This window comes from Microcoleus sp. S1D4 (assembly GCF_036700765.1).
In the GTDB taxonomy this organism is placed as follows: domain Bacteria; phylum Cyanobacteriota; class Cyanobacteriia; order Cyanobacteriales; family Microcoleaceae; genus Microcoleus.
Genome location: NZ_JAUBPP010000003.1, coordinates 241763 through 253963 on the forward strand (window position 1 = coordinate 241763; position 12201 = coordinate 253963).

General features: G+C 42.8%; 14 protein-coding genes. 11 read left to right on the forward strand and 3 right to left on the reverse strand.

The window, feature by feature from the left end:
* Positions 1–10 precede the first annotated feature (10 nt).
* From QT998_RS05050 to QT998_RS05075, 6 genes are all read left to right on the forward strand, one after another.
* Positions 11–331, forward strand: a complete 321-nt coding sequence (locus tag QT998_RS05050; protein ID WP_333115641.1) for a nucleoside triphosphate pyrophosphohydrolase — start codon at positions 11–13, stop codon at positions 329–331.
* Between the two features lie 80 nt (positions 332–411).
* Positions 412–882: a DNA phosphorothioation-associated protein 4 gene (locus QT998_RS05055; protein WP_333115644.1), complete on the forward strand. Its 471-nt coding sequence runs from the start codon at positions 412–414 to the stop codon at positions 880–882.
* A gap of 148 nt (positions 883–1030) precedes the next feature.
* Positions 1031–1951, forward strand: a complete 921-nt coding sequence (locus QT998_RS05060) for an endonuclease/exonuclease/phosphatase family protein (protein WP_333091035.1) — start codon at positions 1031–1033, stop codon at positions 1949–1951.
* A 77-nt stretch (positions 1952–2028) separates the two neighbouring features.
* The gene (locus QT998_RS05065; protein ID WP_228049914.1) at positions 2029–2217 is read left to right on the forward strand and encodes a DUF6888 family protein; all 189 of its coding nucleotides are present in this window, start codon (positions 2029–2031) and stop codon (positions 2215–2217) included.
* Positions 2204–2419, forward strand: a complete 216-nt coding sequence (locus QT998_RS05070) for a DUF6887 family protein (RefSeq protein WP_333091036.1) — start codon at positions 2204–2206, stop codon at positions 2417–2419. The genes QT998_RS05065 and QT998_RS05070 overlap by 14 nt, the downstream gene beginning before the upstream one ends.
* A gap of 29 nt (positions 2420–2448) precedes the next feature.
* The gene (locus QT998_RS05075; protein ID WP_333091037.1) at positions 2449–2715 is read left to right on the forward strand and encodes a hypothetical protein; all 267 of its coding nucleotides are present in this window, start codon (positions 2449–2451) and stop codon (positions 2713–2715) included.
* Between the two features lie 96 nt (positions 2716–2811).
* On the opposite strand, the gene QT998_RS05080 is transcribed toward QT998_RS05075, so the two are convergent.
* The 3 genes from QT998_RS05080 to QT998_RS05090 all read right to left on the reverse strand — a co-directional run bounded on the left by QT998_RS05080 (position 2812) and on the right by QT998_RS05090 (position 5142).
* Entirely contained in the window at positions 2812–3204 is a 393-nt protein-coding gene (locus QT998_RS05080; RefSeq protein WP_333091039.1) for a type II toxin-antitoxin system VapC family toxin, read from the reverse strand.
* The gene (locus QT998_RS05085; RefSeq protein ID WP_333091040.1) at positions 3205–3456 is read right to left on the reverse strand and encodes a DUF2281 domain-containing protein; all 252 of its coding nucleotides are present in this window, start codon (positions 3454–3456) and stop codon (positions 3205–3207) included.
* A gap of 93 nt (positions 3457–3549) precedes the next feature.
* On the reverse strand, positions 3550–5142 hold the full coding sequence (locus tag QT998_RS05090; RefSeq protein ID WP_333091042.1) for a DGQHR domain-containing protein: 1593 nt from the start codon (positions 5140–5142) through the stop codon (positions 3550–3552).
* Between the two features lie 250 nt (positions 5143–5392).
* Between QT998_RS05090 and dndB the strand changes: the two genes are divergently transcribed.
* The 5 genes from dndB to dndE all read left to right on the forward strand — a co-directional run bounded on the left by dndB (position 5393) and on the right by dndE (position 12194).
* The gene (dndB, locus tag QT998_RS05095) at positions 5393–6505 is read left to right on the forward strand and encodes a DNA sulfur modification protein DndB (RefSeq protein WP_333091044.1); all 1113 of its coding nucleotides are present in this window, start codon (positions 5393–5395) and stop codon (positions 6503–6505) included.
* Positions 6506–6670: 165 nt separating this feature from the next.
* Positions 6671–7639: an HNH endonuclease gene (locus QT998_RS05100; RefSeq protein ID WP_333091046.1), complete on the forward strand. Its 969-nt coding sequence runs from the start codon at positions 6671–6673 to the stop codon at positions 7637–7639.
* 22 nt (positions 7640–7661) lie between these two features.
* Positions 7662–9377: a DNA phosphorothioation system sulfurtransferase DndC gene (gene dndC / locus QT998_RS05105; RefSeq protein WP_333115650.1), complete on the forward strand. Its 1716-nt coding sequence runs from the start codon at positions 7662–7664 to the stop codon at positions 9375–9377.
* Positions 9378–9508: 131 nt separating this feature from the next.
* Positions 9509–11506 carry a DNA sulfur modification protein DndD gene (gene dndD, locus QT998_RS05110; protein WP_333115750.1) on the forward strand — a complete coding sequence of 666 codons (1998 nt, stop codon included), beginning with the start codon at positions 9509–9511 and terminating at the stop codon, positions 11504–11506.
* Positions 11507–11792: 286 nt separating this feature from the next.
* Positions 11793–12194: a DNA sulfur modification protein DndE gene (dndE, locus tag QT998_RS05115; RefSeq protein WP_333115652.1), complete on the forward strand. Its 402-nt coding sequence runs from the start codon at positions 11793–11795 to the stop codon at positions 12192–12194.
* Positions 12195–12201: the final 7 nt, after the last annotated feature.

The following is a 12201-nucleotide window of genomic DNA, read 5'->3' on the forward strand; positions in this document are numbered from 1 at the left end:
GGAGTTTGACATGGAAAAAGAGTATCATAAGTTGGTGCGCGATCGCATTCCTGAAATTATTCGCCAAAGCGGGAGTGAATGCGAGTTTGTCATTTTGTCGGATGCAGAATACCGTCAAGCTTTGCGCCAGAAATTGATTGAGGAAGCGGGGGAAGCTGCGGAGGCTGATGAGGAAGATTTGGTGGCGGAATTGGCGGATTTGTATGAGGTGATAGATGCGGTGATGACCAGTTTTGGCATTTCGGGCGATCGACTTTTAGCCGAAAAAATCAAGCGCCGGGAAGCCAGAGGAAGTTTTGCCAAAAAAATTATGTTATTACGAACATTCTAAAAACTATCTGCGTTAATCTCTGTCGATCTGCTTGACATCTGCGGTTACTCTACCAATTTAAAAATTACATATTAATCCCAATGGCTGCTAACAGAATTAGAATTGCTAAAGACAAAGCCGATTTAGTGAAATCCTTAACTTTATTGGATAACAACTCCGGCCCTTTTCAGACTTACGCCGATGTCATTGTCTTTGCGGCATCCTTGGGAAATAAGCGGAAAAAGCGATCGCCCTTGGGGGAAATTTCTAAACGAGAACCCGGTGCCATTGATATTGATATTTTTATATCCAGGGGTTACGATATGGCGATTAAGCTAATTGCGATCGCCGAAACCAAAAATCCTCAAATCCTCTCCCATCTCGACGAACAATTGGAAGCAGAACGCTTGCAAATTTTTGAAGAATATGCTAATGGCGGACTGGAAATATTGCGAGAAGAATTTCGGGGTGCGGCCGATTATACCGATCGCCTTTTGTTGTTCTTAATCTCCCAAAGAGACAATCAAAATCGGTCAAATGAAGAATTCGATTTAAGCAAGTTCTTATTTTAAGAGATTCCCCATGCACCACAAACCAATAGATCTAATCAAAAGAGTTGTCAAGCAATCTGCAACAATTCTCGCTTATAGCTACTCAATATTTCTTCTCTGCTATTTCCTTCTAAAACTAATATTTTGGGATCGACTGTGGATTGTTGCCTTGATTAGCACTTTTCTGCCCTTAATTCTCTTCCCAACTTTATTACTTCCCGTCGTCGGCTTCTCAATTATCAAAAAAAGATGGTTCTCGATTATTTCGACGATCTCCTGCATTTTCCTAATAAGTTGGCTGCACCTAAAATACTTTTCTCCCACACCAATAAACAGCACAGATTCGCAGCCTGTAATCAAAATCTTCTCCAATAACCTCGGTTGGTATTCAACTCAGTCGCCAACTTTAGTTAAACTGATTGAACGAGAAAAACCCGATATTATATTTTTACAAGAAATAGTTCAGAAGCATATCAAAAGAGCTTTCGCCTCGTTAAAAGCAGACTACCCCTATCAAATAGGCATTCCCCCGGTAGGAATTCTCAGTAAATATCCCATTGTATCCAGCGAAATACTGCACTTGGCCGATCATCCAGAAACGCAGCAGCGGGCCGTTATTAAATTTAAATATCGAGAAATAGTCGTTTATAATATGGAAAGCTCAGGCCCTTGGCTTAAGCAACATAAAATATTGCGTTTTCTCAAAATTCCCGTTTACACGTATGGGAAACGCTTTCCCGAAATTCAAGATTTAGTGCAGCGAGTTGAGCAAGAAACTCTGCCAGTAATTGTCGCGGGTGACTTTAATATGACAGACGACAGTCAAGACTATGATATCGTGCAAAAAGTCATGCAAGATTCTTTCCGAAAATCGGGATTTGGATTTGGTTTTACCTGGCCTCATGGTTGGCCACTTAAGTTTTTGGTGAAAACATCGAATTTGAAATTAAACTATCCCGTTTGTCGGATTGATTATATTTGGTATTCAAAGCATTGGGGTGCTAAATCGAGTTCGGTTTTGGAAGCAACAGGCTCAGATCATTTGCCTGTGGGGGCGGAATTGGTTTTGTTGAAACCACAAAATACTTAAGTTAAACTTAATGTATTAGTCAATTATTGCCTGGAGTTATCTGTTAAAATAACTTTTAGGTGGAGTGATTAAGTCTAATGCCTACTGCTGCCCAGCTTGAGAGTTTATATCGCATTTCTTATCAACTAACTTACACAATGCTTCAACCCATACATCTTGTTTGTGTTGACGATAGAACTCGTAACGTATACATATTGGCTGGGTATGATGAAGAGCTTGAGTTCCAAATTTTACCCAATGGGGAGTTTGCTGATGAGCCAAGTTAACTATAACGAAATGTCGAATACTGAATTGAAACAGTATTTTCTCAAACATCGAGGCGATCGAGCCGCATTTCAAGCGTACTTAGACAGAATAAATCAGCATCCGCTGAGGATTATTGCAACTCCCGGCGATCCTGATTTTGATGAGAAAGTTCAAGCCGCAATTCAGCAAAAGTTAGAAGCGGCAAGAAATAGTAATAGTTAGCCATTTAACAAGTTAAATACAGTCGGCGCTTGAAAGTTTGTGATAAGAAGAGATACCCCACGCAAATTACCCTCACCATTCCTGAATATTTAGAACAGCAGCTTCTTGAGAAATCTGGTAAACTCAACCTGCCGATCGAAACCCTGATTTTGCAATCCCTAAGTCAACTATTTGAAGAAGATGAAGAGGAGCAATCTAAAGAAGATATTCTTAACAGTCTCCTGATTGCGCTTCAGGAAGTAGAAGACGGCAAAGTTCACCCGATCGCAGAACTTTGGGATGGTATTGATGTCTGAACCACCAAGCATCCAGGTTCTGTTTGCGGATGAATTGGGGGATTACGATATACTCTTAAAAGTACGAATTTAACAACATTTTAGTTGGGAAGGTAGTCAATACCAGTCTGCGATCGCGAGTTCCGAAACTCTAGAAAATTCCTTGACATTGTGGGTAACGAGAGTCGCTTGGAGAGCTACGGCTGTCCCTGCAATCAAAACATCGATCGAGCCGATGGGAGTACCTTGTTGCTCCAACTGTGCGCGAATTGTAGCAGCCGCAACAGCAGCATCGCGATCGAAAGCAATAACGTTAACTCGGCTCAAAAGTTGCTGAAGTTGTTGAGTGCGTTTGGCCGGCGAATTGGATTTAGCAATGCCGACTTGCAACTCAAAAATAACGATCGCAGAAACGACTATTTCCTGGGGTAAAACATTAGCAATGTTTTGAGCAACTTGTCCTTGACCTTTGAAATAGTAGATCAAGGTGTTTGTATCCAAAACGTACATTTATAGACTCTCCCGCAAAACATCTTGTCCAGATTCAGCACGAATATCTTCTAGAGATGGAAAATCTTTTACCCAAGTTCCAGCAAGGGAAAAAACAAGTTCAGCCCAAGGAATCGGAGAGTCTACAGTGTCTGTTTGCTGGTTCGCGCTCAAATGCTTAGCACAGACGAATTCAGCGAAAGTGAGAATTTCGCTAGCTTGGTCTTTGGGAAGGGTTTTGGCGATCGCATAAATCTGTTCAGCGATGGTCATAATCTGGTTATAGGTAAGGTGCAGATTCAATTATACAAAACTAATTTGCTTCCTGCTCAGTGTTAGTCGCTGTGGACTTTGCCCAATAGAAACTTAACTCAGCACCTGCGGCAATCCCACCTCTTTCGGATTCACAAACCTGCCATTAAAACTAACAGCTTTATCCTCAAAAGTCCTCGCTTGAGCCACAGCTTGCCGCAAATGAGCTCGATCCATATCGTCGTCAATTCCCGCCACCAAATATACAATTAACTTCGCTGCTAAATCCCTTCCAGAAACTAACACTCGCTTTTTATTCGGATCGTACAAAATCCCGTACCACGCAGACTCAGGATTGTCCATGTGGCTAAATCCTTCATCCACATCGAATCTGCGGAGTTTGTCGAAAATAGATTTCAGCGAAATTTTCTTTCTAAATGCTAGAATTCCCAAAGCATTAGCTAAGGCAATTTGACCAACTGGACGGAACAAAATATTTCCCTCGCCCCCCGGCTTTTCAAAACTAAATCGGCGCAATTCTAAGGTTTCTTCGCTGCTTTCAATTCTTTGATAGCTGGGTAAAGTTGCTAAATTATCGAACAACTTCTTAAACTCTTCAATTCCCTCTTTTAGTTCATCATCTTCGGGACGCATGGGAATTAAACCTTTTTTTTCCGGCTTCCAATGGGGGAATTTGTATTCTAAATACCGTTCCGACATATCTTGCAGCGCTTGCAAGGTGGTGAGTACAGTTGATTTGGCGGCGACTGTGGCGCTGTCCCAATTGACGCGGGGATTTCTGTTATCTTGCTCTTTTAATAAAGGATGGGTGACGGCAATTTTGCGGGCGCAAATCGCAAATCCGTTGTCTTCATTTAATAATGCTAGCTGGCCCTGACTAAGCGTCACCGCCATGAGGTTAACGTGCACAAAGATCGATCGCACGCGCCGTTGTGCTTGCTGTCGGGTTTCCCCAGTCACAGCCGCCGGGATAAACTCAATCCCGATTTTTTCGTGAGCTAATTTGTGTACTTCGTCGGGGTCAATTTGATACTCTTGGGCTAAATCTTCGAGAGTAATTGCAGCGCCCACAGGTTTTTTATTTTTGTTGTATCTTTGCAAAATTCCGGTTTTAATTAAACTCATTAAACCTTGAATTCCCATCAGCCGGTGCTGGCCGTCTAAGGCAAAGATAGAAATATCTTTAGATATATTCAATAGCCCTAAATTCTCGTTTTTATCAAAGGATGTGAATTCAGCGGCCGATTTGGTTGCTACGCCGTTTTTATCCCATTCTTCTGCTAGAGGGTTGTCTACCCAAGGGGGACTGACGACTACTAAAACTGCGGGGAATTTGTGGGCTTTTCGGGCTGCTAAATATTGAGTTAGTGGGGCTTGGCGCGACCAATCCAAGGGGCGCTGGATAATTTCGTCAATGGTTTCGTCGTCGCGGACAATGTTGTTAGTTTTGAGGTCAAATTTTTGTCGGAAAAGCGGCATTTGTGAGGCGAAACGGACGCGGGAATCTAACCATTCTAGGGTGACTGAACCGATGTAGGCTTCGGTGTTTCCCATTTGGGTTTTTTGTACGAAAATGCGATCGTCCTTTCCTAAATAATTATCTAATAACAGTGCGATTTCCTGTCTTTCGCGATGTTCTTTTTCCAAAAATGGGTTAGCGAGGTCAGCCGCTGGGTTGGTATTCATTCGCAGTTTTTATATAATTACGCTATTTTTTCAAAAATATCATGGGTTAAAATTGATGTCAACTCTTGTTTTTTAAAAAGTTTTGTGAAATACTTGACTTATCTTGCTATAGCCCGGACACATATCACAAACCAGACCAAAAGTCAATAAATATTAATTCCCAATTCCCAATTCCCAATTCCCAATTCCCAATTCCCAATTCCCAATTCTCAATTCTCAATTCCCAATTCCCAATTCCCAATTCTAAAATATGTCCACTCCTTCCTTTGAATACATTTTGCCGGTCATCCGAGGAATTCAAGCGGGCCGCGAATATTACGTGTCGATGTGTCCGGTGCGTTTTTTGCCGAAATTGTTTCCTTTAGATTCTGAAGAATTGCCGCCGTCTCTGCGGGCGAAACGGGCGCTTAACTGGGCTAGAATTCCCGAAATTGCTGATTATTTGGTCAATAATTCTGGGAATTATACTTGTGGGGCGATCGCCGCTTCGATTGATGCGGATATTACTTTTGAAGCTGTGGGAAATGAGGCGGAGGAACGCAAAATCGGTCGCTTGCGAGTGCCGATGGATGCTAAATTTACTATTAATGACGGACAGCATCGCAGGGCGGCTTTTGAGATGGCTTTGCAGGAAAATCCGCAGTTGGGATACGAGACGGTGGCGCTGATTTTGTTTCTGGATATTGGGTTGGAAAATTCGCAGCAAAAGTTTTCCGATTTGAACAATTTTCAAGTTCCTTTGGAGTCGTCGCTAAGGGTACTTTTCAATCACCGGGGCGATCGCGCTTTGGTTGTAAAATCAGTTGTTAAGCAGGTTGATGTGTTCCGGTGTTTGACGGAGATGGAGAAGGGGAGTTTGAACGGGCGATCGCCCAAATTGTTTGCGCTAAGTGCGATCGATCGTGCTATCATGGCTTTGCTGTCCAACATTCACAGCAGCAAACAAACAAAACCCTCTCATTCTGGCACTACAAAACAGAAAAAAGAGGAAGAACTGGCTCAACAAATACAACAGGCGGTTAATTATTGGAATGCGGTTAGCAGTTTTATGCCCGATTGGCAATTAGTTCTGCAAAAGCAAGTTGCGGCGGGGGAAATGCGCCGGAATTGCGTGCACTGTCACAGTGTTGTGTTGGAGAGTTTGGGGGAAGTTGGGGCCGCTTTGTTGTCGGTTTTTCCTGAGAGTTGGGAGGAACGTTTGAGCCTTTTGCTGCAGGTTGATTGGTCGATTTCTAATCCTGATTGGGAGGGAGGGATTTTGTTAAAAGGGGGGATTTCTAGGTCGAGGGCTAGTGTTAGTTGGATGACTGATTATTTGAAAAATCGGTTGGGTTTGGGAACCGCAGATGCAGCCAGAAAGTGATATAATTATCTCCGGTTTAGGCTGGAAAATTACTTGTTAGTCTGCTGACACTGCTTAACTTCTCTAGTTTATGCGTTATGATTGTGCCTTGCGGTGCTTAACCCTCTGTTGCAAATAGTGTAAAATTTGAGGTTCGATTGTATTTAATTATAACGGGAGGACAAAATGACTACAGGAGAAAAGTCCGAAAATAAGAATTTAAATTATTATCGCAAACGTTTTGCGGAGCTTAATGTAAGTCGTACACGCCAACGTGGTAGCGCTCATCATAAGCCAATATTACTATTGTCAATCATCGATCTAATTGCTCAAGGAATAATTACGGATAATAAAATTTATGTTTCTGATGATTTGGTTATAACATTTAACAAATATTGGGATGTCTTAGGTTCTGAATCTCATCAGCGTGGTTTGCACTATCCATTTTGGCATTTGGAAAGCGAGGGATTCTGGCATAACACACTTAAGTCTGGATTCAATGGTTCAAAGCCTAAAACAACTAACAAGCTAAGAGAAGCTGTAGAATACGCGAGTTGGGATAATGAATTATTCAATTTACTCCAAGACCAAAATTCTCGCTCGGAATTAATAGATACACTGGTAGCTGTCTGGTTTTCATCTAATAAGGATGATATTGGAAATATTTTACAAGTTAATCAAGACTTTGAAAATGTGGCTCAGGCAGAAACAGAAATATCAGGCCTAGCAGGAAATATTGATGCAGAACCTCGGTTCTATTTAACCAAATCGGCTGTAAGAAATGCTATTTTTAGGAAAGCCGTAGTACATACGTATGATTACAAATGTGCATTTTGTAGATTAAAAGTTATCAGGAATCTCACTCAAAATATTGTAGATGGATCACATATCAAGCCTTTTTCAAGATTTTATGACAATCAAATTAATAATGGGATATCATTGTGTAAAAATCATCATTGGGCTTTTGACCAGGGCTGGTTTGCTATAGATGATAATTACAGAATTATCGTCGCTAATGACTTAGAAGAGGAATCGCCAAATGCCAGATGTATGAAAGATTTTCATAGTGAAACTATTCTCCTGCCAACTTTAGAGCAATATCTACCCAGACTTGAATCGCTACACTGGCATCGGGTGAATGTATTTAGAGCTTAATTACGTAACTGAGTTTGAATAAATGACAGAAACAATGCTACCACTTTTTCCACCCCGTACCGTTAGGGATTTAGTAGAAGAAATCAAACAATTAAGTCAAGAAATTAGAGATTTATATTGTTTAGATGATATTCCTTGGGTGGTCGGATATTCTGGCGGAAAAGACAGCACTACCGTAGTGCAGCTTATCTGGTATGCAATAGCAGAATTACCAGCAGAAAAAAGAACAAAAAAAATCTATATTATCACAACCGATACACTGGTAGAAAACCCTATAGTTTCTACTTGGGTACGTCAGTCATTAAAACAGATGAAGTCTGCTGCTATAGAGCAACAGCTCCCAATAGAGCCTCATATGCTTTATCCAGATGTCAAAGATACTTTCTGGGTTAACTTGATGGGAAAAGGCTACCCAGCACCGAGACATGGATTTCGCTGGTGTACTGAACGCCTGAAAATCCTTCCTTCTAATCGGTTCGTTCGTGATGTGGTAAGAATCAATGGAGAAGTGATTCTCATATTGGGTACTCGCAAAGCTGAAAGTATTAGACGGGCTGCTTCAATGGAGAAACATGAAATAGGTCGCATGAGTGACCGCCTAAATGATAAATCTAGTTCCATTAAATCTCTACTTTATCAGAGTCCTAGTCTGCCTAATTCCCTAATTTATAGTCCGATAGAAGATTGGCGAACTGATGAAGTCTGGATTTATCTGAATCAGTGGTCTAATCCTTGGGAAAATAGCAACAAAGATTTATTTACTATGTATCGCGGTGCGACAGCAGACAATGAATGTCCTTTAGTTGTCGATACTTCTACGCCTAGCTGCGGCAGTTCTCGCTTTGGCTGCTGGGTTTGTACGATGGTAAGCCAAGATAAATCTATGGAGGCAATGATTCAAAACGATGAAGAGAAAGAATGGATGCAGCCTCTCCTCGATATTCGCAACGAATTAGATATAAAAAACGATCGCCCAAAAAGAGACTTCCGACGCATCTACGGTAGAGTAGAACTGTTTGAACGCAACATGGGCGACGACACAACCTCCGTCGAACCCATCCCCGGCCCGTACACCAAATTCTGGCGGGAACACTGGCTGAGACGAGTCTTGGAAGCACAAACCCACATCCGCAAAACCGCACCCGAAGAAATGCGCGACATCACCTTAATTACCCCGGAAGAACTTAGCGAAATCCGCCGCATTTGGTTGGAACAAAAGCACGAATTTGACGACAGTTTACCCCGGATTTACGAAGAAGTCACGGGCGAACCCTTTGAAGATTCCCGTCCCGCCGCCGAAAGAAAACTCCTAGGTAGCGACGAATGGACTGCGATTGAAGAAATTTGCAGCGATGACAAAATGCACCTGGAATTGATGGCTAAACTCCTCGACACAGAACGCCAATACTACACAAAACCCCGCCGTACAGGCATTTACGCCGATTTGGACAAGTGTTTTGAAACCAGTTCGCGATCGCAGGATGAAGCTATTGGTAACGCCCACTATCAACGCAACTTAAAAACAGCGGTGGAAGCTGTTAAAGCAAATCCGACTGAAAACATTCAGCAAGTCAAAAGTGCGATCGCCCAAACCAACACTTCTGCCAAAAATGATACGGCAGATATTGCCAAACTCAAACAAGAACTCGAAAGCAACAGCAGTGAAGGCAGGCAATTGTCTTGGGCGGATCTTAAATATTCAACCCCAAATTCAGAAGAGGGAAATAGCAAAGATTAGGTCGAATAATGTCGATCGGGCGATCGGGCTTACCCGCAGTCCGCCGGGGATTTCAATCCCTGTCGGACTCTCCGACTGTCGGACAAATCGATCGCGCTTACAAACACTCATCCATCTCAACAACATCTACAATGCAATTCCTCGAACTCGTCCTCAAAAACTTCGGCCCCTACACAGGCATCCAAACCATCAATCTCCGCCCCGAAAAAGACGGAAATCCTTCCCCAGTCATCCTATTTGGCGGCATGAACGGAGGCGGCAAAACCACCCTTCTAGACGCCATTCGCCTCGCCCTATACGGCGGCCGCGCCCAATGTTCCACCAGAGGAAACTTAAGCTACAGCGACTTCCTCAATCAATCCATCAACCGCCACACTCCTGCATTAGAAGATACCCGTGTAGAATTAATTTTTGAACAAGTACAAGACGACAAATTAACTCAATTTAAAATCGTTAGATACTGGAAAAAACTAGATATTAAAGATAGCCTCAGCATTCTTATCTACAGCGAAGTCGTAAACGATTGGTGGTCGGACAAAGCCATTACCAACACCTGGGACGAATACATCGAAACCCTTTTACCAGTCGGCATATCCAATTTATTTTTGTTTGATGGGGAACAAGTAAAAGAACTCGCAGAACTCGAAACACCGCCGGAATTTGTAATCGGGGCGATTAAATCTTTGTTAGGCTTAGAATTAGCAGAACGCCTAGCCGTCGATTTAGAAATATTAGCCAGTCGCAAGCGCAAAGAAATTGCTGGTAAAAAAGATTTAGCCGCTTTAGAAAAAATTGAACAAACTTTTAAGAAAATTACGGCTGAAATAGAGTTAGCTAAAGAAAAACAAGCTAGCTTAAAAAACGAATTAGATAAAGCTGAAACAAACCAGAAACAAGCATCTGAAAAATTCATTTATCAAGGTGGGAAAATTGCAGCCGATCGCAGTAAACTAGACCAACAGCTAAACGACTACACAGACAGGGCAGAAACAACCCGCAAAGCCATGATGGAATTGGCATCAAATACGCTACCACTAGCCCTAATTTCGCCCCTGTTAACCGCAGCCAAAACCCAAGCAGAAACCGAAGCCAGCCAACAGCAAGCACAAATTGCCCAAAATGTTATCCAACAAAGAAGCGATCGCCTCCTGAACTACATCGCCGAAATCTCATTAAATCCCCAACAGCTAGATCGAATACAAGACTTCATCCGCCAAGAAAACCGAGAACTCGAACAGCAAGCAGCCCCAGACAGCCCGCCCTGGCTGAACGCCGACAACAACAGCATCCAGCAACTAGAAAACCTGCTAAGCTACCAAATCCAAGCCCAGCAAACCCTAGCGGCCGAAAAAATCGCTGAAATCAAAAACATTGAAACCGAAATCGACTTCACCGACAGACAAATCGCCGCCGCCGCCTCCCCCGAAGCCTACGAAAAACTAGAAGCAGAGGTGAGGAATGCCCAAAAATTAGTTGCAATTGCAGCCGCAGCCCACGAATCAACTAACAACCGCATCGCGGAATTAAACAGAGAATTAGAGAAAACCCAGAAAGAACTAGAAAGCTATAGCAGCGAATACATCACCATCAGAAACAGCCAACACGTCATCGGTTCGATCGCCAAAGCCCAAGCTACCCTCAAACTATTTAAAGAAAAACTCACCCTCAAAAAACTCAACAAACTCGAAATAGAAATTACCGACTGTTTTCGCTACCTCTTGCACAAAACCGACTTGGTGCACAGAGTTGCGATCGACACTGACACATTTAGCCTCTCCATTTACGATCCAGAAGGTAAACCTGTACCGAAACACCGACTTTCTGCCGGTGAAAAACAACTGCTGGCGATCGCCTTTTTGTGGGGATTAGCCAGAGTATCCGGGAGACAGTTACCAGTCGCGATCGACACTCCCCTGGGCCGCCTCGACTCATCCCACAGAAACAACCTAGTCGAACGGTATTTTCCCTCAGCCAGCCACCAAGTAATCCTGCTTTCTACGGACACGGAGATTCGCAAAGTAGAATATGATAAGCTGCAAGAATTAGAGGCGATCGCCCGCAGCTACCTCCTCAACTACGACTCGGCTAAACGCCAAACCACCGTCGAACCAGGCTATTTTTGGGATTAAAAAATCGCGCCAAAATTTTCCGCAACCCCCTTGACTTTTGCCGGGGAGTTGCGGTACTATATATCATAATGGGATGGTTGCGAAAATTTTATTTTTGCAACCATCCCATTATATTAGGATATATCCTATTACAATTAGAATACCAAAAAACGCTGAATATATCAAGTCCGCGCCGTGTAAAAATTTGTTACTTTTAGTTTTGCAACTCTGTCAAAAAAGGTAATTTGAGAGGCTGAGCTTCCTAGATATTAACACTCTTTACAAAATATCAAAACACTCTCAACCTATGGAACCACCAGTCGATCGCATCCTTTTATCTCAAACAGCCAAAGACCAACTCTCAAAACTCAAACGATCGACTAAAATTGATCGCTGGAACGTGCTGTGCAGGTGGGGGTTTTGCCGATCGCTCGCCGAGCCCAGCATACCATCCCCAGTGCCAATTAAGAGCGACAGCAACGTCGAACTAAGCTGGGATGTTTTTGGCGGCGACATGGCGGATATCCTGATAGTTGCCCTCAAGCAGCGGTGTCACCAAGATAATTTGGGCACGGAAAAGGAAACTCTAGCCAAACAATTTCGCCTGCACTTGCATCGAGGTATTGGTTATTTGGCTGGCGATCCGAATCTTAAGAAAATTGAAGATTTGGTGGCGATCGCTCTTTCGCCTGAAAAATTAAGAAGTTAAACGAACC